The following is a 20480-nucleotide window of genomic DNA, read 5'->3' on the forward strand; positions in this document are numbered from 1 at the left end:
TCATAGTCAGACATCTTCATATTCCGACAGGGGAGCGCCACAGCGCTGAGAGTGCGGGACAGCCCGCAGACCCTCTGAACCTCGCCCGGGTCATTCCGGGTAGGAAGTTCGGTCGTTACTCAAGCTGTTGCGCCCTGCCCGGGAACCGTCAGAGGTCCCGGGCAGGGCCGCGTCTCTTCCTGGTCACCCAGGAGGAATCAGTGAGCACCATCATCAAGAACGGGCGGATCGCGGCCCTGGCCGTCCTCGGGCTCGTCGCGATGCCCGTACTGTCCGCGTGCGGCTCGTCCGACGGCGGCGGCTCGGGCGATCCGAAGACGGTCACGCTCGTCAGCCACGACTCGTGGCTCGTGTCGAAGAGCGTGCTCAAGGACTTCGAGAAGCGGTCCGGCTACCAGGTCAGGGTCCTCAAGGACGGCGACGCGGGCCAGGCCGTCAACAAGGCCGTCCTGACCAAGGACAACCCGCAGGGGGACGTCTTCTTCGGCGTCGACAACACCCTGCTCTCCCGCGCGCTCGACAACGGACTGTTCCAGCCGTACACGGCCAAGGACGCGGACAAGGTCCTGCCCGAGTACCGGACCGACCGGGACAAGCACCGGGTCACGCCCATCGACACCGGCGACATCTGCGTCAACTACGACAAGGCCTGGTTCAGCGAGCACGGGCTGACGCCGCCGCGGTCCTTCGACGACCTGGTCAAGCCCGCGTACAAGAATCTCCTCGTCACCGAGAACGCCTCCACGTCCTCGCCCGGCCTCGGCTTCCTGCTCGGCTCCGCCGCGCACTACGGGGACCAGGGCTGGGAGGACTACTGGAAGAAGCTCAAGGCCAACGGGGTGAAGGTGGTGGACGGCTGGGAGCAGGCGTACAACGAGGAGTTCTCGGGGTCCGCCGGCGGCAAGAAGGCCAAGGCCGACCGCCCGCTCGTCGTCTCGTACGCCTCCTCGCCGCCGGCCGAGGTCATCTACGCCGACCCGAAGCCCACCACCGCTCCGACCGGGGTCGCGACGGGCACCTGCTTCCGCCAGGTCGAGTACGCGGGTCTGCTGAGCAACGCCGAGAACGCCAAGGGCGGCAAGGCACTCCTCGACTTCCTGCTCACCAAGGAGTTCCAGGACGACATGCCGCTGAACATGTTCGTCTATCCAGTGCGTGAGGGCGCGCAGGTGCCGCCGGAGTTCACCCGGTACGGTCCGCAGGCAAAGGACCCCGAGACCCTCGCCCCCCAGAAGATCGCCGCCGAACGCGACCAGTGGGTCAAGTCGTGGACCTCGCTCGTACTGAAGTAACCGACCGGCCCGAAGGAGCCGGCGGAGCCGAAGCGGCCGCCGGTCCCGGCGGCGGCCGGCGGAGGGAGCGCGGGCGGAACGTGGCGCGGCTCGGGCTGATGGCCCTGCCCGTCGCGTTCTTCGCGGTGTTCTTCGCCTATCCCGTCGCCGCGATCGTCACACGGGGGCTGCGCGGGGACGACGGCTGGCGGCTGGGCCGGATCACGGAGGTGCTGGCCGACTCCGGCATCCGGCACGTCCTGTGGTTCACCACCTGGCAGGCGCTCGCCTCGACGGCGCTCACCCTGCTGGTCGCGCTCCCCGGCGCGTACGTGTTCGCGCGCTTCGATTTCCGGGGCAAGCAGATCCTCCGGGCCGTGGTCACCGTGCCCTTCGTGCTGCCGACCGTGGTCGTCGGCACGGCGTTCCTCGCGCTGGTCGGCCGGGGCGGGCTGCTCGACGAGCTGTGGGGCGTACGCCTGGACACCACGGTGTGGGCGATCCTGCTCGCCCATGTCTTCTTCAACTACGCGGTCGTCGTACGGACCGTCGGCGGCCTCTGGTCGCAGCTGGACCCGCGCCAGGAGGAGGCCGCGCGCGTGCTCGGCGCCTCGCGCTTCGCGGCCTGGCGCCGGGTGACGCTCCCGGCGCTCGGACCGGCCGTGGCCGCGGCGGCCCTGATGGTCTTCCTCTTCACCTTCACCTCGTTCGGCGTGGTGCAGATCCTCGGCGGCCCCACCTTCTCGACCCTGGAGGTCGAGATCTACCGGCAGACCTCCGAGATCTTCGACCTCGCGACGGCGGCGGTGCTGACGATCGTCCAGTTCGTGGCGGTGGGCGCGATCCTCGCCGTGCATGCGGCGACCGTACGCCGACGGGAGACCGCCCTGCGGCTGGTCGCCCCGGAGACGACCGCCCGCCGGCCGCGCGGGGCCGGACAGTGGGCGCTGCTCGTCGGGGTGCTGGTGAGCATCGGCGTCCTCCTGGTGCTGCCGCTCGCGGTCCTCGTCCAGCGTTCGCTCGGCGCGCCGGGGTTCGGCTACTACCGGGCGCTGGCCGACGACGACGGAGGGATCTTCCTCGTCGCCCCGATCGAGGCGATCGGGAACTCGCTGGAGTACGCGCTCGCCGCCACCGCGATCGCCGTGCTGATCGGCGGTCTGGCCGCCGCGGCCCTCACCCGCCGGGCCGGCCGGCTCCTGCGCGGCTTCGACGCGCTGCTGATGCTGCCGCTCGGCGTCTCCGCGGTGACCGTGGGGTTCGGGTTCCTGATCGCCCTGGACGAGCCGCCGCTGGACCTGCGGGCCAGCTGGATCCTGGTGCCGCTCGCGCAGGCACTGGTCGGCGTCCCCTTCGTCGTACGGACCATGCTGCCCGTGCTGCGGGCCGTGGACGGGCGGCTGCGGGAGGCCGCGGCCGTGCTCGGGGCATCGCCGTGGCGGGTGTGGCGCGAGGTCGACCTGCCGATGGTGCGGCGGGCGCTGCTGCTCGCGGCCGGGTTCGCCTTCGCCGTCTCCCTCGGGGAGTTCGGGGCGACCGTCTTCATCGCGCGGCCCGACAACCCGACGCTTCCGGTGGCCGTGGCCCGACTGCTCGGACGCGCGGGTGATCTCAACTACGGCCAGGCCATGGCCCTTTCGACGATCCTGATGGTGGTGTGCGCGGTGTCTCTGCTGCTGCTGGAACGGGTGCGCACCGACCGGACCGGGGAGTTCTAGATGCTGTTGATCCTGCAGGGCGCGACCGTACGCTTCGGCGGGCGGGCCGTGCTCGACGCCGTCGACCTCGATGTCGCCGAGCACGAGATCGTGTGCGTGCTCGGGCCGAGCGGCAGCGGCAAGTCCACGCTGCTGCGGGCGGTCGCCGGGCTCCAGCCGCTGGACGCGGGGTCTGTTGTCCTGGACGGGCACGACCAGTCGGGCGTGCCCGCGCACAAGCGGGGCGTCGGCCTGATGTTCCAGGACCACCAGCTCTTCCCGCAGCGGGACGTGGCCGGCAACGTGGCCTTCGGGCTGCGGATGCGCGGCACGGAGAAGGGCGGACAGGCCGCCAGGGTGGGGGAGTTGCTGGAGCTTGTGGGTCTGCCCGGAGCCGGGAGGCGCGCCGTGGCCTCCCTCTCCGGAGGAGAGCAGCAGCGCGTAGCGCTGGCCCGCGCCCTCGCGCCCCGCCCCCGCCTGCTGATGCTCGACGAACCGCTAGGCCAGCTGGACCGCTCGCTCCGCGAGCGACTGGTGGTCGAACTGCGCCATCTGTTCGGCGAATTGGGTACGACGGTGCTCGCCGTCACCCACGACCAGGGCGAGGCCTTCGCGCTCGCCGACCGGGTCGTCGTGATGCGCGACGGACGGATCGCCCAGTCCGGTACGCCTCTTGAGGTCTGGCAGCGTCCCGCGGACGCGTTCGTGGCCCGCTTCCTCGGCTTCGACAACGTCGTCGGGGCGACGGTGGGCGCGACGGCCGCCGGCACCCCGTGGGGCAAGGTCCCGGTGCCCGAGGGCTCGGCCCAGGGGCCCGGCACGCTCCTCGTACGGCCCGCCGGTGTACGGCTCGTGGCCGTGGCGGAGGGACTGCGCTGCACGGTCGTGGCACGCACCTTCCGGGGCACCCATGTCGCCGTACAGCTTCAGCCCGAGGGCGCGCCCCGGCTGGAGGCGGCCTGCGCGCTGCGGGACGCGCCGGAGCCCGGAGACGTGGTCGGCGTGGAGTTCGACGCCACCGAGATCGTCGTACTCGGGGAGTGACGCGCCGGGAACGGGAGCCGCTCGCGCCGTCCGGACGGAGCGGGCGCCGTCCGGACGGCGGAGCCCGGACAGCCGTGTGGCCCGCCCCCGGGAAAGGGACGGGCCGCACGGGGCGTACAGGTGTGGGTCAGTTCGCCTTCGAGGCGCCACGGCGGCGCATGCCGAAGAAGACCGCTCCGCCACCGACGACGACGAGCGCACCGGCGATGCCGGCGATCATCGGGGTGTTGGAGTTCGCACCGGTCTCGGCGAGGTTGGACTCACCGGCGGCGGCGGCGGACGGCTGGTTGTCGTCCGAGGTGGCCGGGGCGGCGCTGCTCTCCGATTCCGACGGGGTCGCCGAGTCCGAGGGAGCCTCCGAGGAAGGGGCCTCCGACGGCTCAGCGCTCTCCGACGGCGACGGCGACTCCGACTTCGGGGCGCAGGGCTCGGCGGGCACGGACTTGACATCCGTGTCCGCGTTCACGCGGGTCGGGACGTCGACGTGAGCCCGGTACTCGCCCCCGGGAACCCAGTCCTCCGTGAGGTCGATGGTGACGGAGGCCTTGCGGTTCTCCTGGCCGGTGACCTCTCCGGTGCCGACCTGCTTGTCCTTGCCACCCGAGGACTTGAGGAAGATCGTGATGGTGGCCTTGTTGGGGGACCGGTCCGTGTCGGACACGGTGACGACGGCCTTCGCGCCGTCGCAGGAGGCGACGGCCTCGAAGTCGCCGATGGTGCAGGCGAGGGCGTTGCCGGCGACGCCGAGCGCGAGCGCGGCAGAGGCGGAGGCAACGCCGAGGATTCGCACGGTACGTGCGGTGCGTCGAGATATGGACACGATTGCCCTTCACAGGTTGCGCAACTGCGGGGGGTGTCGGGGGATTTGCTGCGAATCATTCCGGCAACAGCTCCCCCAGGAGTTTCACAGGTTTATAAGCGCGGCCTAAGGCCTGTCAATGCATATGCCCTGCATCGCCGTTGGCTTTGCCGAGTCGTTAACGTCCAAGGTGTTTGAGTGCCTCCGGAGCGTCATCGACCCGGTCGACGAGCGCGATCCGCGCCTCCATCGGGCGCTCCCGGGCCAGCGATTCGAGCAGGGGCCAGGCCGGGTACCGCTCGGTCCAGTGCGCTCGGTCCACCAGGACCATGGGGGTGGGTCCGCCCCTCGACCCGTAGTAGTTCGGGGTCGCGTTGTCGAAGATCTCCTGTACGGTCCCGGCGGCACCCGGCAGGAAGACGACACCCGCGTTCGAGCGGGCCAACAGCCCGTCCTCGCGGGTCGCGTTGGCAAAGTACTTGGCCAGGTGCGCGGCGAAGGCGTTCGGCGGCTCGTGGCCGTAGAACCAGGTGGGGATGCCGACCGAGGGACCACCGGACGGCCAGCGCTCCCGTACCTCGAACGCCGCGCGCGCCCAGTCGGTGACGGAGGGGGTGAACGACGGGGCGGCGGCCAGGACACGCAGTGCCTCGTCGAGCATCCCGTCGTCGAAGGGAGCCGCGTACGCGCCGAGGTTCGCCGCTTCCATGGCACCGGGGCCACCGCCGGTGGCGACGGTGAGGCCGGAGCGCGCGAGTTCACGGCCGAGCCGCGCGGCACCCGCGTACGCCTCCGTGCCGCGCGCCATCGCGTGACCGCCCATCACGCCGACCACCCGAGCGCCGACGAGGAGTTCGTCGAGCGCGTCCGAGACGGAGTCGTCGTGGACCGCGCGCACCATCGACGCGAATATGTCGCCGTCCGCCTTGGTCCGCTGGAACCAGGCGTACGCGCGGGCGTCGGGTGTCGACTCGTAGCCGGCGTCGAGCGAGGCGAAGAGCTCGTCGGGGGAGTAGAGACCGCCCCGGTAGGGATCGAGGGGGAGGCCCGGTACGGGTGGGAACACCAGGGCGCCGGCGGCCCGGACTCCAGCGTCCGCCTCGGCCTCCATCGGACAGCCGAGGAAGACGGCGCCCGTGGTGTCCACGGTGAGCAGATCCCGGGTGCGACCCGTCAGATCGACCGCCTGGAAACGGAAATGGGCGAGTGAGCCGCCCGAGGACACGGCCTCGTCGAACTCGGCGAGGGATTCGATCTCACGGTCGTGGTGTCGGTCATGGGCTGCGTGGCGAGGTGTCGGCTGCACGCGGCCCATGCTAGGGGCGCCGTTCGGAGCGGCCCCGGGCCGCGTCGCCCCCGGCAGCGTCCGGATGCCGGACCGACGGCTGCCGGACGGCGATTCACCATGACGGCGAGAGGCCGTGTGCGCCCGCCGCACGGACGGCACCGTGCCGGGACCGGCGTGACCTTCGCAGGCCCGGCGCCCGCAGCGCCGGGGCCACCGCGACGGTCGGCCTCGACGGCAGCCGGCACGGCTTCCTCACCCCGGGCGTCCGCGCGACCGACATCCGCAAGGGCCGACGCGCCGGACGCCGGGCGGGCGTTGCCCGGGGCCGGTGCGTGGACCTCCGTACCGCGGACCGGCCCCGGGACACGAACCGGTGGGGCTCAGCCCTGGACCGCCGCCGGGTCCATCCACATGACCTCCCAGGTGTGGCCGTCCGGGTCGTCGAAGGCGCGGCCGTACATGAAGCCCTGGTCCTGGGTCTCGCCGGTCCCCTTGCCGCCCGCGGCGATCGCGGCGTCGACCAGCTCGTCGACCTTCTCGCGGCTCTCGGCGCTCAGACACAGCAGCACCTCGCTGGTCCGGGTGGCGTCCGCGATCTCCTTCTTCGTGAAGTCCGCGTAGCGCTGCCTGCTGAGCAGCATCGCGACGATCGTGTCGCTGATCACCACACAGGCGCAGTCGTCGGTGGAGAACTGCGGGTTGATCGTGTATCCGAGCTCCGTGAAGAACTTGCTCGAGATGTCCACGTCGGACACCGGCAGGTTCACGAAGATCATCTGCTGGTACATGTGAGGGTCTCCCGTCATATGGTGTGCTGTTCGCAGGGATAGACCGGGAGCCCGCCCGGAACTCATCGCCCGGGGCCGAGTTCATTTCCCGGAGGCCGCGCGAACCGATCAGTGGGCCAGCGGCATCGCGGCCAGCTCGGCGACCACCCAGGTCAGCGGGGCGAACGCGGCGAACAGCGCACCGACACGCAGGGCCGCGGCGCCGCGCAGCATCGTGCTGGGAGCCCCGAGCCGCAGCAGGGCGGCCGTGGTGTCGGCGCGTTCCTGCTTGGCCTCCAGGGCGGCCGTCGCCAGCGTCAGGAGCGTGCACCCGGCGACGAGCAGGGTGCCGAGGGTGGTCAGCGGGCCGAACGCGGGCCGGGCGCCGGTGTACAGCGTCGTCATGGCGAACCCGCCCGACGCCACCGCGCACACCACACCCAGCGGCTGCCCGATGCGCCGCGCCTCCGCCTGGAGCACCCGTCCGGCCAGCAGGCGCAGCGCGCCCGGACGTACGGCCTGGAGCAGCCGCCCGCACAGATGGGCGATCGCGGGCCCCGCGAGGGCCAGCCCGACAGCCGTCAGCACCCAGCCGAGCAGCACTCCGGCCGGACCGCCGACGAACCCGCCGGGCAGCGCGAGCTCGGGCGCGGGTCCCGAGCGGCTCGCGTACGTCTCCACGGCCAGACCGGCCGCCAGCGCGGCCGCGCCCCAGGGGAGCCCGTTCGGGGCGGCCTCCGGGGGCGGCAGCCGACGGGTGCCGGCCTCGGCGCCCCGGTGCCGGTCCCGGTCCGTTTCGGACGTCCATGCGCCCTCGTGGGCTTGGTGGGCCTCATGGCCCTCGTACGGGGCGGGTGTCCCCGCGCTTCCCTGGGCGACGGCGGCAGAACGCTCCTGAGCGCCCACCCGCAGGGGCAGGCCCGCGCCGGTCTCACGGAACCCGTCCCCGTCGGCGTACGCCTCGACGGTCCAGTGGAAGTCGGGGCCGTCGGGGGTGTCCGCGTCCGAAGCCTGAGGGACCGAAGCCTGCTGGGCCGGGGCCGGGGCCGGGAGGCCGGGCTGTCGCCGGGCCTCCCGGGCGGTGTCCGCCGCCGCGCCGTCAGGCGCGTCTGCCGTGCCGGCACCGTCGTCCGTGTGCTGCCCGTCGGTCTGTCCGTCGGTCCGGGTGCCGCGCGCCGGAGCGATGGCGAACGCGCTCTGCCGTGCCGCCATCCAGGTGCGGCCGTACGACCATGTGGTGCGCCGCGGCGCCCGGTCCCGTGGGCGCAGGGTCAGCGCCGCCGCGCCGCAGGCCGCGACCGGCACCAGGGCGAGCAGGGTCAGGGCCGCGGGCAGGGGCAGCGACTGGTCGGCGGCGAGGAACGCCGCCGCCGCTCCGTCGAACGGGATGCCGGTCAGGTCGCCGCGCAGGTGGAGGAAGAGCAGCAGGGCGAGCAGCGAGCCGAGGAGAGTGGACAGGGCGGTGCCGAGGGCGGAGATCGCCATCAGCCGGCCCGCCCCGAGGCCGATGGCGGACAGGCCGGGCCGGGGGCGGGTGTTGGGGTCGGTGCGGGCCACCGCGACGGCGAAGTAGACCGTCGCGGCGAGCGGGGCGACGCACCAGGCCAGGCGCAGCGCGCCGGCGGCCGAGGCGTCCGGGTGGCTCATCGCGTACCCCAGTGTGCACAGCAGCAGGAACCCGGTGCCCGCGGAGGCGGCGGCGACCAGGAGCCGGCGGAGCTGGACGAGGGGGCGGCCCCCACGGGCTAGACGGAGAGCGAGCACGCGGCCCGGCCTTCCGTCTCCGTGACCGGGGGCAGGTGGACGGTGTTCACGCGCCGTCCGTCGAGGAGCGACACCGTGCGGTCGGCGAGCGCCGCCGTGTCCGCGTCGTGGGTGGCGAGGACGACGGTGATGCCGTGCGAACGGGCCGCCGTGGTCAGGGTGCGCAGCACGTGGGCGCGGTCGGCGCGGTGCAGCGGGGCCGTCGGCTCGTCGGCGAACAGCACGGTGGGGGCGGGCGCGAGGGCGCGGGCGATGGCGACGCGCTGCCGTTCGGCCTGGAGCAGGGCGTGCGGGCGTTTGCGGGCGCAGCCGCCGATGTCGAGGCGCTCCAGCCATTCCAGCGCGGTGGTCTTGGCGGCCCGGCGGGTGAAGCCGCGCAGCATCAGGGGGAGGGCGGCGTTCTCCCAGGCGCTCAGCTCGGCGACCAGGACCGGGACGGGGTCGATCCAGCCGAACCGGTCGCGGCGCAGCCGTTCGCGGGTGAGCGAACTCATCGTGTGCACGGGCGAGCTGTTGAACCAGACCTCGCCCTGCTGCGGCAGCAGCTGGCCGGACAGACAGTGCAGGAGGGTCGTCTTGCCGCTGCCGCGCGGGCCGCCGACGGCGAGGATCTCGCCCTCCCGGACGCCGAGCGAGACACCGCTGAGCGCGGGCGATCCGTTGTGCTTGACGTGCAGGGCGCGTGCCCAGAGCACGTCGTTGTCAGGCGGGGCCACCATCGCGTACACCTCGTTCAGATCTGATGTGCCGTGCCCGGCGACCTCTTCCAGGTCGCTCGGTCCCCCGGACGGGGGAACGAAGGCAGGGCCGATCGGTCACTTCGCACGCTAGGGAGTCGGGGCCGGGAGGCCGGACAGCACGCGGCCCCGGGCCGCCCATTCTCACTCGAACGGGCGCCACCGGGGCCGGTGTTGATCAGTCGGACCGGAGCTCGGATCAGAGCTTGGTCCACGCCTCCGTCAGGACCTGGCGGACGATCCCCTCGATCTCGTCGAAGGTCGACTGGTCGGAGATCAGCGGCGGCGACAGCTGGATGACCGGGTCACCGCGGTCGTCGGCGCGGCAGTAGAGGCCGTACTCGAAGAGCTTCTTGGAGACGAAGCCGTAGAGCACGCGCTCCGACTCCTCGTCGGTGAAGGTCTCCTTGGTGGCCTTGTCCTTCACCAGCTCGATGCCGTAGAAGAAGCCGTTGCCGCGGACGTCGCCGACGATCGGCAGGTCGTGCAGCTTCTGGAGCGTCTGGAGGAAGTTCGCCTCGTTGTCCAGCACGTGCTGGTTGAGGCCCTCGCGCTCGAAGATGTCGAGGTTGGTCAGCGCCACGGCCGCGGAGACCGGGTGGCCGCCGAAGGTGTAGCCGTGCAGGAAGGTGTTGTCACCCTTGTAGAAGGGCTCGGCGACGCGGTCGGAGACGATGCACGCGCCGATCGGGGAGTAGCCCGAGGTCATGCCCTTGGCGCAGGTGATCATGTCCGGTACGTAGCCGAACTTGTCGCAGCCGAACATCGTGCCGAGACGGCCGAAGGCGCAGATGACCTCGTCCGAGACCAGCAGCACGTCGTACCGGTCGCAGATCTCGCGCACGCGCTGGAAGTAGCCGGGCGGCGGGGGGAAGCAGCCGCCGGCGTTCTGCACCGGCTCCAGGAAGACCGCGGCGACGGTCTCCGGACCCTCGAAGAGGATCTCCTGCTCGATCTGGTCGGCGGCCCAGCGGCCGTAGGCCTCGGGGTCGTCGCCGAAGAGCGGGGCGCGGTAGATGTTGGTGTTGGGGACCTTGTGGGCACCCGGGACCAGTGGCTCGAAGGGGGCCTTCAGGGCCGGCAGGCCGGTGATGGACAGGGCGCCCTGCGGGGTGCCGTGGTAGGCGACCGCACGCGAGATGACCTTGTACTTGGTCGGCTTGCCCTGCAGCTTGAAGTACTGCTTGGCCAGCTTCCACGCGGTCTCGACGGCCTCGCCGCCGCCCGTCGTGAAGAACACCTTGTTCAGGTCGCCCGGCGCGTGGTGCGCGAGACGCTCGGCCAGCTCGATGGCCTTGGGGTGGGCGTAGGACCACACCGGGAAGAAGGCCAGCTCCTGGGCCTGCTTGAAGGCCGTCTCGGCCAGCTCGGTGCGGCCGTGGCCGGCCTGGACCACGAACAGGCCCGCGAGACCGTCGAGGTAGCGCTTGCCCTTGTCGTCGTAGATGTAGGTGCCCTCACCACGGACGATGGTGGGAACGGGCGCGTTCTCGTACGAGGACATGCGGGTGAAGTGCATCCACAGGTGGTCGTACGCGGTCTTGCTGAGGTCCTTGGTGCTCACGGCTATCGGGTTCCCCACATGTAGGTCTGCTTCTTGAGCTTCAGGTAGACGAAGCTCTCGGTGGAGCGCACCGCGGGCAGGGCCCGGATGCGTTTGTTGATGACGTCCAGCAGGTGGTCGTCGTCCTCGCAGACGATCTCGGCGAGGATGTCGAACGAGCCCGCGGTCATCACCACGTACTCGACTTCCGACATGGCAGTCAGCGCTTCGGCCACCGGGTCGAGATCGCCCTCGACGTTGATTCCGACCATCGCCTGCCGGCGGAATCCCACGGTGAGCGGGTCCGTCACGGCGACGATCTGCATCACGCCCTGGTCGAGCAGCTTCTGGACGCGCTGGCGCACGGCGGCCTCGGAGAGGCCCACGGCCTTGCCGATCGCGGCGTACGGGCGGCGTCCGTCCTGTTGGAGCTGCTCGATGATCGCGAGGGAGACGGCGTCCAACTGGGGACTGCCGTTCCTGGACTCGCGGGAGTCCCTGGGTTCCGCACTTCGACTGGCCACGGCCTCACTGTGCACGACGTCTCGACAGTTCCGCAAGGTTGCGGCGATGAAATTCGTTGTTTACGGGTGCGCGTCTTGCGGATTTCGCAGATCTGAGCCGTTCGGGGGGGTTGAAAACGTCGAGCCACGGATTAGGGTGGGGTCTCAGACATCTCAGGTGGTGGACACCTGGGTCGTTGGACATCCGACAGGAGGGCCGGGCAGTGAGCACCGAGCTGCGTCGTCTGCGCAATTACATCGACGGAGAGTTCCGCGATGCCGCCGATGGACGGACCACGGAGGTGGTCAACCCCGCGACCGGCGAGGCGTACGCGACCGCGCCGCTCTCCGGCCAGGCGGACGTCGACGCCGCGATGGCCGCGGCCGCCGCGGCCTTCCCGGCCTGGCGCGACCAGACCCCGTCGGAGCGCCAGAAGGCCCTCCTGAAGATCGCGGACGCGTTCGAGGAGCGGGCCGAGGAGCTCATCGCGGCCGAGGTGGAGAACACCGGCAAGCCGATCGGACTGACCCGGTCCGAGGAAATCCCGCCGATGGTCGACCAGATCCGCTTCTTCGCGGGTGCCGCCCGCATGCTCGAGGGCCGCTCGGCCGGCGAGTACATGGAGGGCATGACCTCGATCGTCCGCCGCGAGCCGGTGGGCGTCTGCGCCCAGGTCGCGCCGTGGAACTACCCGATGATGATGGCGGTGTGGAAGTTCGCGCCCGCCCTCGCCGCGGGCAACACGGTCGTCCTGAAGCCCTCGGACACCACCCCCGCCTCCACCGTCCTGATCGCCGACATCCTCGGCGGCATCCTGCCCAAGGGTGTCTTCAACGTCATCTGCGGCGACCGTGACACCGGCCGCGCGATGGTCGAGCACCCGACCCCGGCGATGGCGTCGATCACCGGCTCCGTCCGGGCGGGCATCTCCGTCGCCGAGTCGGCGGCCAAGGACGTCAAGCGCGTCCACCTGGAGCTGGGCGGCAAGGCCCCGGTCGTCGTCTTCGAGGACACCGACATCGCCAAGGCCGTCGAGGACATCTCGGTCGCGGGCTTCTTCAACGCGGGCCAGGACTGTACGGCCGCCACCCGCGTCCTCGTCCAGGAGTCCATCCACGACGAGTTCGTCACCGCGCTCGCCAAGGCCGCGGCCGAGACGAAGACCGGACAGCCGGACGACGAGGACGTGCTCTACGGCCCGCTGAACAACCCGAACCAGCTCGAGCAGGTCGCCGGGTTCATCGAGCGCCTTCCCGCGCACGCCAAGGTCGAGGCGGGCGGCAAGCAGGTCGGCGACAAGGGCTACTTCTACGCCGCGACCGTCGTCTCCGGCCTCAAGCAGGACGACGAGATCATCCAGAACGAGGTCTTCGGCCCGGTCATCACCGTCCAGTCCTTCTCGGACGAGGCCCAGGCGATCGAGTGGGCCAACGGCGTCGACTACGCGCTGGCCTCCTCGGTGTGGACCAAGGACCACGGCCGCGCGATGCGCCTGTCCAAGTCCCTCGACTTCGGCTGCGTGTGGATCAACACCCACATCCCGCTGGTCGCCGAGATGCCGCACGGCGGCTTCAAGAAGTCCGGCTACGGCAAGGACCTGTCGGGGTACGGCTTCGACGACTACACGCGCGTCAAGCACGTGATGACGTCGCTCGACGGCTGAACGAGAACGGTGCCGTCGGTCTGGTGAACACTGGTCCGTCGTTCCGGTGTCCGTCGGGCCGTCGGTCCGTCGTGAACCGAGTTCGGTGCGTCGGCCGGTAGCCGTGCGGACGGTGCGAACCACGTTGCCCCGGACGGGAGTCGATCCCGTCCGGGGCAACGGTCTGTCCCCCTCCGCGCAGGCTCAGGCGCTCTCGGACACGCTGGAGAACGAGGGTTCGTCGGGCGCGCCCGGCTCACCCTTCTCCGTGTGCAGGCCGTGCTCCACGGAGCCGCCGACGGAACCGCCGCCGGAGCCGGTGCCGGGCTTGCCGCCCGGCCTGCCCGGCACCGGCAGCGGAGGCAGTCCGGATCCCGTCGAGAACGTGATGCCGACCTTCTTCAGGATCGGCGCGCACGCCTTCGTGGCGGCCCGCCGGCTCTTCGAGGTCGGGTCGAAGCCGTTGGCCGCCCTCATCCTCACGCTGAACCGCACGTGGCCCCGCTTGTCCTTCGAGGCGTGGAACTCCGGGAAGGTCTTCTGGCCGTGGTCGCGCATGCAGGCCGCGAACGCCCGGTCGGCGGTGTTCACGTCGCCGGGCGCCTGCGCCGTCGGTCGGTACCCGATGGCCGGCGGGGCTCCCTTCGGCGGCTCGCCGGTCCAGGCGCGCAGCGGGTGCTCGGCCGTCGTGAGCGCCACGGCCGTCGCGGCCGTCGCGGTGGACCTGCCGGACGTCGAGGCCGCCGACGCGCTGACAGTGCCGAGCGTGGCGGCCGAGATCAGGGCGCAGGCCAGGACGAGTCGTTGTGGCCTGGTGGCCAGTGCACGCATGGGGTTCCTCCATGGGGTGGGCGGCGGTGCCGCGATGCGGATGCGCGGCGCACCGGTGTCGCGTGACGTGACGTGACGTGACGTGACGTGACGTGGTGCGGTGCGGTGCTCTGTGTTGTGCACCAGACAAGCCGGGGGGTGGTTACGGCACGGGAACGGCCGTCCTTATCGGGACGCAACACGGACGGGACGCAACACGGGACGCGTCACGGACGGGGCGGCACACGCTGGGGACAGCGCACGGAGGGGCCCGCCCGGGTGGGCCGGGCCTGGGCCCGGCGCGGACGGCGGCGGGGTGGGCAGGGAGCGGCGGCGGCACACGGCGACCGGACCGAGCTGCCGGAGAGCGGACCGGACAGGGACCCCGGCGGGGTACGGGAGGCAGCTCCGGGCGGACGGACGAAACCGAGCTTCGGGCGGGAACGGGTCCCGGGCGGGTGTGGGAGGCGGCTCCCGGCAGGGGAGCGTCGCTCGCACAGGTGAGGCTTATCCCCGTGCAACCACCGGCCCGCCACACTGACCGCCATGCGTGTGCTGGTGGTCGAGGACCATGAAGAGCTCGCCGAGACGGTGGCCGCCGGGCTGCGCCGTGAGGGCATGGCGGTCGATCTCGCGCTGGACGGGCCCACGGCGCTGGAACGCGCCGACGTCAACGGCTACGACGTCGTCGTGCTCGACCGCGACCTGCCCGGCGTCCACGGCGACCAGGTGTGCCGGACGCTGGCAGCGGGCGACAGCCGGGCGAGGGTGCTGATGCTCACCGCGTCCGGCACGGTCGCCGACCGGGTCATGGGGCTCGGTCTCGGTGCCGACGACTATCTGCCGAAGCCGTTCGCGTTCGCCGAACTCGTCGCGCGCATAAGGGCGTTGGCGCGGCGCGCGCAACCCGCGCTGCCTCCTGTCCTGGTCCGCGGGGAGCTGCGGCTCGACCCGGCGCGACGGCAGGCGACCCGGGGCGGTTCGGGGCTCGCCCTCAGCCCGAAGGAGTTCGCCGTGCTGGAACTCCTGCTGGCCGCGCAGGGCGCCGTGGTCTCCACCGAGGAACTGCTGGAGCGGGCCTGGGACGAGGCCGCCGACCCCTTCAGCCAGACCGTGAAGGTCACGGTGAGCCGGCTGCGCCGCAAACTGGGGGAGCCGCCGCTGATCGCGACGGTGGACCGGGCGGGATACCGGATCGCATGACGGCCGGAACCGGAGCCCCTCACCGGCCGGCTCCCCGCCGCGAGCCCCCGGGGCGGGCGACGCACGGGCACCGCTGGTGGCGGCCACGCGACCTCCCCCGGTGTCCGGCCCCGGCCGAGATCCTGGAGCGGCTGACCCCGCGCACCATCCGCTGGCGGCTGACCCTGCTCTACAGTGCGCTCTTCATGGTCGCGGGGGCGGCCCTGCTCGGTTTCACCTATCTGCTGGTGTCGCGGGCCGAGCCGTCGACGACCGTCGGCTCGGCCGTGGGGCCGGGGCTCCCCGCGGGCGACGACGGCTTCCCCGCCCCCGCTCCGCCGACGCTCACGATGTACGCCGAGGCGCTGCGGGCCGACCAGCTGCACCAGTTGCTGGTCGAGGCGGGCGTCGCGCTCGCGGTGATGACGGTCGCCTCCGTGGCCCTCGGCCGGTTCATGGCCGGACGCGTCCTCGCGCCGCTGCGCACGATGACCGCCGCGGCCCGGCGGATCTCCGCGGACAACCTCCGGCAGCGGCTGGCGGCGCCCGGTCCCGAGGACGAGCTCAAGGCGATGGCGGACACCTTCGACGACGTACTGGGGCGGCTGGAGGGCGCGTTCGAGGCGCAGAAGCAGTTCGTCGCCAACGCGTCGCACGAACTGCGCACCCCGCTCACGCTCCAGCAGGCGATCGTGGACGTGGCGCTCGCCGACCCCGGGGCGTCGGTGGAGAGTCTGCGGGCGGCCTGTCTGCGGGTGCGTGCCGCGGGGCAGGAGCAGGCGCGGCTCATCGACGCCCTGTTGACTCTCGCGCGCAGTCAACGGGGGCTTCAGCGCAGCGAGTTCGTCGACCTCGCCGCCGTCGTGCGGGGGCTGCTGCCGAAGGGTGCGGTGGTGGACGGCGGTTCCCGACCCGGGGAGGTGCCGGCCGACGGGTCGGGGAACGGCGAGGTGCCCGGCGCCCGGTCCAGGGGTGACGGCGGGCCCGAAGACGGAACGGCGTCGTCGGACGGCCCCGAGCACGGAGGGCCCCGGGTGCGGGCCGACCTCGCCCGCGCGCCCGTCCTGGGCGATCCGCAGCTGATCGAACGGCTCGTGGTCAACCTCACGGACAACGCGGTACGGCACAACAGCCCGGAGAACGGCGAGGGTTGGGTCCGCCTGTGGACCGGTACGGAGGCGGGGCGGCCCGTGCTGCGCATCGACAACTCCGGACCGGTGATCCCGCGTGATCAGGTGGCCGGACTCTTCCAGCCGTTCCGGCGGCTGGGTGCCGGACGGACTCTCCCGCACCCTCGGCCCCGAGCGCGCGGGAAGGGCCACCAGCGCGACGGCCTCGGCCTCGGCCTGTCCATCGTCACGGCCGTCGCCACCGCCCACGGCGGCACGGTCGAGGCGTGGCCCCGCCCAGGGGGCGGACTGACCGTGAAGGTCACGTTCCCGCCCTGCGCCGCACCGCCCGTCCCCCGGCCCGGTCCGTCCGAGGCGCCGGCCTTCCGGCCGGGACCGCCCGACGCGGCTGCCTCCCGTGCCGGGCCCTCCGCCGGGCTCACCTCCCGTATCGGGCCGTCCGACGGGGACGCTTCGGGTGTGCGGTTCGCCGATGGGTCCCGGCCCGGGGCATTCGTGACGCCCGGAACCGATCGACAGGGTGTCGGGCCGGCGGGCGACTGATCGACGCAGCGTCCATTGTCCGGGCGGCGTCCGGGTCGGCATGCTTCGCGCGTGCCCGTGAATCGGAAGACCTCGCCCCTGTCCCGCCGGTCCCTGTTGCGCGCCCTGGGCGGGGGTTCCGCGCTCGGAGCCCTGGCGGGGTGCGGGGTGCCGGCGGCGTACGTGGGCCCCGGTGACCGGGCCGGAACCGACGAATCGGCCGCCGACAAGCGGCTGACCTGGGCGAACTGGCCGCTGTACATCGACACCGACGACGAGGACACGACCAGTCGGCCGACCCTGGAGGCCTTCGAGAAGCGCACCGGGATCTCCGTCGACTACATCGAGGAGATCAACGACAACGACGAGTTCTTCGGCAAGATCAGCCCGTCCCTGATGAACCACCAGCGGACGGGCCGCGACCTCGTCGTCATCAGCGACTGGATGTGCGCCCGTTTCGTGCGGCTCGGCTGGGTCCAGGAGATGGACCGCTCACGGCAGCCGAACGTCATCAAGTACCTGGACCCGCTGCTGAGTTCACCCGCCTTCGACCCCGGACGCAAGTCCTCCGTGCCGTGGCAGTCGGGGATCACCGGCATCGCGTACAACCACCGCAAGCTCGGACGCGAGATCAAGCACGTGTCCGACCTGTGGGCCGACGACCTCAAGGGCCGGGTCACCCTGCTGTCCGGTCTGGACGAGGCGTTCGCGCTGCTCATGCAGGGCAACGGGGTCGACATCACGAGGTGGCGGGCGGACGACTTCCACCAGGTGTGCGACCAGGTCGAGAAGCAGGTGCGCGGCGGCCAGATCCGCCGCTTCACGGGCAACGACTACATCAAGGACCTCGCCGGTGGTGACGTCCTGGCCTGCCAGGCCTACTCGGGCGACGTGATCCAGCTCCAGGCCGACAACCCCGACATCCGTTTCGTCGTCCCCGAGGAGGGCGCCGAGCTGTGGGCCGAGTCGCTGATGATCCCCGACCTGGCCCGGCACAAGGCCAACGCGGAGAAGCTCGTCGACTACTACTACGAGCCCGAGGTCGCCGCCGAGCTGGCAGCCTGGGTCAACTACGTCTGCCCGGTCCCCGCCGCCCAGGATGTCCTCGCCTCCTCCAAGGACAAGGACACCGCCGCCCTCGCCGAGGACCCCCTGATCTTCCCGGACGCGACCATGCGCGAGCGCCTCGCGATCGCCCGCGACATCACCTCCACCGAACGCACGGAGTTCGCCAAGCGCTGGAACGCGATCGCCGGCCTGTGAACCCTCGTCAGTCCCGGCGCGCGGCCCTGCCGTTGAGGGTTCCCCGCAGCCCCGTCGACCACTGATCCGGCCGCCGACCGTGACCCCCGGCGTGCCTTTGCCATCCCTTTACAACCCCGTCCCGTGCTCCCTCGTCTCTCCGCTCGATCCACAACGCAGCCCGCCGCTCCGAGTGGCGGGCGGACCGACGAGAGAGAAGAACCATGCGCCGAATCGTCTTCAGTGCCACGGCACTCGCGTGCACCGCCGTGCTGGTGGGCACGGTGCCCGCCTTCGCCGACGGGACGTCCCCGAGCCGTACGAGCCGGCCGAGCACCGGCGCCGAGCCGACGCCGGCGAGTCCCGCCGCGACCCGGGCGCCCTCCGCCGTCCCGAGCGCCGAACCGACCCGGGCGCCCTCCGCCGCCCCCAGCGCCGAACCGACGGAGGCGCCGACCCCGGTCCAGGTCTCCGTCAGGCCGAGCGGAGCGCCCGACACCGGGGTCGCGCCGACGGCGGCACGGTCCGAGGGGCGCGACGGGGTGATCGGCGGCGGTGCCGCGGCGGCGTTCGCCCTCGGGGGCGCGGCCGTCTTCGTCGTACGCCGTCGGCGGGTGACCGGGGCGTGACGTCCCTCTCCCGGCGCGCGTTCGTGGGCGCGGCGGCCGCCGCGCTGCTCGCGGGCTGTGGAGGCCGTCCGGCCGACGGGGGCGCGACCGCGCGGCCCGGGAGCACGCCACCGCCTTCGCCGCCGGCCGCGAAGCCGCCGCGCGAGCTGGGGCGTTCGGTCCCGGTCGGGCTGCGGATACCGGCCATCGGGGTGGACACCCCGGTCATGCGGCTCGGGCTGGCCCCGGACGGCAGCGTGCAGGTGCCCCCGATCACCGCGCACGACCGGGCCGGCTGGTACCGGCACTCCCCGACGCCCGGTCAGAAGGGTCCGTCGGTGATCCTCGGTCATGTCACGGTCGGCGCCCACGGCGACGGCGTCTTCCGCCACCTCGACCGTCTGCGCCGGGGAGACCGGATCGAGGCACGTCTGGAGAACGGCGGGTCCGCGGTGTTCTCCGTCGACGCCGTACGCACCGTCGCCAAGGCCGACTTCCCGGCGGACGCGGTCTACGGCGACGTGGACCGCCCGGAGTTGCGGCTCATCACCTGCGGTGGTCCGCGATCCGCGGGCGGATACCTCGACAACGTGATCGTCTTCGCGACGCTGAGCACCGCGAACCCGTGACCCGCGACCGGCCGCCCCACCCCCGCGACCGCGCCGCGCGTCGCGGCCTCCGGGTCCCCCGTGGACCCGGAGGCGGGATCCTGGGCCGACGGGCCGCGTGCCCGCGGTCCGGGATCCTTCCCCTCGAGTGCCGTCACGACCATGGAGAATGGTGAAAGGGTCCCGTGAGAAGGCAGCGTCCGAGCTGTTCGCCGCCCTCTACCCCCGCCTCGCCGGCTGGTGCCGCCGTCTCGTCGACGACGACGGGACGGCCCACGAGATCGCCTCGGAGGCGTTCACCCGGCTCTGGGCCCGCTGGACCTCCGTGGCCGAGCCGCGGGGGTTCCTCTACGTCACGGCGGCCAACCTCGTCCGGGACCACTGGCGCAAGCTGGAGCGGGAACGCCGGGCCGTGCGTCGGGCCACCGCCGAGATGACCATCGGCCCCCGGAACGAACAGGACGATCCGTCCGTACGCCTGCTCGTGCAGTCGCTTCCCGAACGGCTGCGCGTCCCGATCCTGCTGCACTACTACGCTGACATGCCGATCCGGGAGGTGTCCGCGCTGACCGGGCGCAAGGAGGGAACCGTCAAGGCCGATCTCCACGCGGCCCGCGAACTGCTCCGCGCCCACCTGAGGAGGAGTCTTGATCACACACGCTGACGACGGTCCGGACTTCGACGCGGACGACCCGCTCGCCGTCATCATGCGGCCGCCCGCCGACTACCTCGGCCCACCGCCAGGCCGCTACGAGGCGATCCGTCGGGGCGCGGCCCGTCGTCGGCTGCTGCGCGCCGCGGCCGGAGCCGGAGTCGGTCTGGCGTGTGCCGTCGGTCTCCTCGTCGCGCTGCCGCTCCGGTCGACGGCGCCGGCGACGCCGGTGTCCCCGGTCGTCCCGCTGGCCCCGCCGCCCGCGAGCGGTCCGTCGACCGGGCCCACCCCGTCGGCCTCGCCCGGGCAAAGGACCCCCGGCCCGGGACCGAGCGCCCGCCCCGAACGGACCTCGGCCCCGAGGACCGCGCCCACCTCGACCGACCCGACCCGTTCGCCCGTCCGCACCCGGTCGCCCTCGGCGCCACCGACCGCCGCGTCGGTCGAGCCGTCCGCCGTCCGCACCGGGGCGAACCCCGTCCCTTCGACGGCGGGCCGGCGGTAGGGCGGCCGGACGGTGGGGCGGCGGGAGGCAGTGCCGGGGGTGCCGTGCCCCGGCGATCCCGACGGGGTGGTAGAACTGCGGCCGGACGGACGGACCGTCGGCCGAGGCGGCCAGGGTGACCGAGGCGGCCAGGGTGACTGAGGCGGCCAGGGCGACCGAGGCGGC

19 protein-coding genes and 1 riboswitch are annotated in these 20480 nt (G+C 72.3%); of the genes, 11 read left to right on the forward strand and 8 right to left on the reverse strand.

Going from position 1 to position 20480, the window contains the following annotated elements; all coding sequences use genetic code 11:
- The first annotated feature begins 18 nt into the window (after positions 1 to 18).
- Positions 19 to 124, forward strand: a riboswitch (TPP riboswitch).
- Between the two features lie 136 nt (positions 125 to 260).
- From ACFYW7_RS32540 to ACFYW7_RS32550, 3 genes are read left to right on the forward strand one after another with little or no spacing between them, the layout of a single operon-like run.
- Positions 261 to 1292, forward strand: coding sequence for a thiamine ABC transporter substrate binding subunit (locus ACFYW7_RS32540; RefSeq protein ID WP_389509139.1), 1032 nt, complete (start codon positions 261 to 263; stop codon positions 1290 to 1292).
- Positions 1268 to 2989 (forward strand): ABC transporter permease, encoded by a 1722-nt coding sequence (locus ACFYW7_RS32545; protein ID WP_389508961.1) that lies wholly within the window; start codon positions 1268 to 1270, stop codon positions 2987 to 2989. The genes ACFYW7_RS32540 and ACFYW7_RS32545 overlap by 25 nt, the downstream gene beginning before the upstream one ends.
- Entirely contained in the window at positions 2990 to 4012 is a 1023-nt protein-coding gene (locus ACFYW7_RS32550; protein ID WP_389508963.1) for an ABC transporter ATP-binding protein, read from the forward strand.
- 127 nt (positions 4013 to 4139) lie between these two features.
- Here ACFYW7_RS32550 and ACFYW7_RS32555 read toward each other — a convergent pair whose 3' ends face one another.
- From ACFYW7_RS32555 to ACFYW7_RS32585, 7 genes are all read right to left on the reverse strand, one after another.
- The gene (locus ACFYW7_RS32555; RefSeq protein ID WP_389508965.1) at positions 4140 to 4802 is read right to left on the reverse strand and encodes an LAETG motif-containing sortase-dependent surface protein; all 663 of its coding nucleotides are present in this window, start codon (positions 4800 to 4802) and stop codon (positions 4140 to 4142) included.
- A 187-nt stretch (positions 4803 to 4989) separates the two neighbouring features.
- Positions 4990 to 6126 carry an LOG family protein gene (locus ACFYW7_RS32560; RefSeq protein ID WP_389508967.1) on the reverse strand — a complete coding sequence of 379 codons (1137 nt, stop codon included), beginning with the start codon at positions 6124 to 6126 and terminating at the stop codon, positions 4990 to 4992.
- 353 nt (positions 6127 to 6479) lie between these two features.
- Positions 6480 to 6887: a VOC family protein gene (locus tag ACFYW7_RS32565; protein ID WP_389508969.1), complete on the reverse strand. Its 408-nt coding sequence runs from the start codon at positions 6885 to 6887 to the stop codon at positions 6480 to 6482.
- 108 nt (positions 6888 to 6995) lie between these two features.
- Positions 6996 to 8630: a hypothetical protein gene (locus tag ACFYW7_RS32570; protein WP_389508971.1), complete on the reverse strand. Its 1635-nt coding sequence runs from the start codon at positions 8628 to 8630 to the stop codon at positions 6996 to 6998.
- Positions 8612 to 9349 (reverse strand): ABC transporter ATP-binding protein, encoded by a 738-nt coding sequence (locus ACFYW7_RS32575; protein ID WP_389508975.1) that lies wholly within the window; start codon positions 9347 to 9349, stop codon positions 8612 to 8614. Before ACFYW7_RS32575 ends, ACFYW7_RS32570 begins: the two co-directional genes overlap by 19 nt.
- A gap of 217 nt (positions 9350 to 9566) precedes the next feature.
- A complete protein-coding gene (locus ACFYW7_RS32580; protein ID WP_389508979.1) occupies positions 9567 to 10949 on the reverse strand; it encodes an aspartate aminotransferase family protein in 1383 nt (460 codons plus the stop codon).
- Positions 10934 to 11449 (reverse strand): Lrp/AsnC family transcriptional regulator, encoded by a 516-nt coding sequence (locus tag ACFYW7_RS32585; RefSeq protein ID WP_389508981.1) that lies wholly within the window; start codon positions 11447 to 11449, stop codon positions 10934 to 10936. The genes ACFYW7_RS32580 and ACFYW7_RS32585 overlap by 16 nt, the downstream gene beginning before the upstream one ends.
- Positions 11450 to 11637: 188 nt before the next feature.
- Between ACFYW7_RS32585 and ACFYW7_RS32590 the strand changes: the two genes are divergently transcribed.
- Positions 11638 to 13077, forward strand: coding sequence for a gamma-aminobutyraldehyde dehydrogenase (locus ACFYW7_RS32590; RefSeq protein WP_389508983.1), 1440 nt, complete (start codon positions 11638 to 11640; stop codon positions 13075 to 13077).
- Between the two features lie 183 nt (positions 13078 to 13260).
- Here ACFYW7_RS32590 and ACFYW7_RS32595 read toward each other — a convergent pair whose 3' ends face one another.
- A complete protein-coding gene (locus tag ACFYW7_RS32595) occupies positions 13261 to 13887 on the reverse strand; it encodes a hypothetical protein (RefSeq protein ID WP_389508985.1) in 627 nt (208 codons plus the stop codon).
- Positions 13888 to 14412: 525 nt separating this feature from the next.
- Here ACFYW7_RS32595 and ACFYW7_RS32600 point away from each other — a divergent pair.
- The 7 genes from ACFYW7_RS32600 (at position 14413) to ACFYW7_RS32630 (ending at position 20315) form a co-directional block, all read left to right on the forward strand.
- On the forward strand, positions 14413 to 15069 hold the full coding sequence (locus tag ACFYW7_RS32600; protein ID WP_389508987.1) for a response regulator transcription factor: 657 nt from the start codon (positions 14413 to 14415) through the stop codon (positions 15067 to 15069).
- Positions 15066 to 16721: a sensor histidine kinase gene (locus ACFYW7_RS32605; protein WP_389508989.1), complete on the forward strand. Its 1656-nt coding sequence runs from the start codon at positions 15066 to 15068 to the stop codon at positions 16719 to 16721. Before ACFYW7_RS32600 ends, ACFYW7_RS32605 begins: the two co-directional genes overlap by 4 nt.
- Before the next feature lie 51 nt (positions 16722 to 16772).
- Positions 16773 to 17963: a PotD/PotF family extracellular solute-binding protein gene (locus ACFYW7_RS32610; protein ID WP_389508991.1), complete on the forward strand. Its 1191-nt coding sequence runs from the start codon at positions 16773 to 16775 to the stop codon at positions 17961 to 17963.
- Positions 17964 to 18166: 203 nt separating this feature from the next.
- Positions 18167 to 18571: a sortase-dependent protein gene (locus tag ACFYW7_RS32615; RefSeq protein WP_389508993.1), complete on the forward strand. Its 405-nt coding sequence runs from the start codon at positions 18167 to 18169 to the stop codon at positions 18569 to 18571.
- Positions 18568 to 19179 (forward strand): class F sortase, encoded by a 612-nt coding sequence (locus tag ACFYW7_RS32620; protein ID WP_389508995.1) that lies wholly within the window; start codon positions 18568 to 18570, stop codon positions 19177 to 19179. Before ACFYW7_RS32615 ends, ACFYW7_RS32620 begins: the two co-directional genes overlap by 4 nt.
- A 151-nt stretch (positions 19180 to 19330) precedes the next feature.
- Positions 19331 to 19822: an RNA polymerase sigma factor gene (locus ACFYW7_RS32625; RefSeq protein WP_389509141.1), complete on the forward strand. Its 492-nt coding sequence runs from the start codon at positions 19331 to 19333 to the stop codon at positions 19820 to 19822.
- Positions 19806 to 20315, forward strand: a complete 510-nt coding sequence (locus tag ACFYW7_RS32630; RefSeq protein ID WP_389508997.1) for a hypothetical protein — start codon at positions 19806 to 19808, stop codon at positions 20313 to 20315. The genes ACFYW7_RS32625 and ACFYW7_RS32630 overlap by 17 nt, the downstream gene beginning before the upstream one ends.
- The last annotated feature ends 165 nt before the right edge of the window (positions 20316 to 20480 follow it).

This window comes from Streptomyces sp. NPDC002580 (assembly GCF_042889485.1).
Classification (GTDB): Bacteria; Actinomycetota; Actinomycetes; order Streptomycetales; family Streptomycetaceae; genus Streptomyces.

Coding starts and splice junctions, on each gene's coding strand:
- ACFYW7_RS32540 (WP_389509139.1), top strand. CDS start 261: ATGCCCGTACTGTCCGCGTGCGGCTCGTCCGACGGCGGCGGCTCGGGC.
- ACFYW7_RS32550 (WP_389508963.1), top strand. CDS start 2,990: ATGCTGTTGATCCTGCAGGGCGCGACCGTACGCTTCGGCGGGCGGGCC.
- ACFYW7_RS32560 (WP_389508967.1), bottom strand. CDS start 6,126: ATGGGCCGCGTGCAGCCGACACCTCGCCACGCAGCCCATGACCGACAC.
- ACFYW7_RS32565 (WP_389508969.1), bottom strand. CDS start 6,887: ATGTACCAGCAGATGATCTTCGTGAACCTGCCGGTGTCCGACGTGGAC.
- ACFYW7_RS32575 (WP_389508975.1), bottom strand. CDS start 9,349: ATGGTGGCCCCGCCTGACAACGACGTGCTCTGGGCACGCGCCCTGCAC.
- ACFYW7_RS32595 (WP_389508985.1), bottom strand. CDS start 13,887: ATGCGTGCACTGGCCACCAGGCCACAACGACTCGTCCTGGCCTGCGCC.
- ACFYW7_RS32600 (WP_389508987.1), top strand. CDS start 14,413: ATGCGTGTGCTGGTGGTCGAGGACCATGAAGAGCTCGCCGAGACGGTG.
- ACFYW7_RS32605 (WP_389508989.1), top strand. CDS start 15,066: ATGACGGCCGGAACCGGAGCCCCTCACCGGCCGGCTCCCCGCCGCGAG.
- ACFYW7_RS32615 (WP_389508993.1), top strand. CDS start 18,167: ATGCGCCGAATCGTCTTCAGTGCCACGGCACTCGCGTGCACCGCCGTG.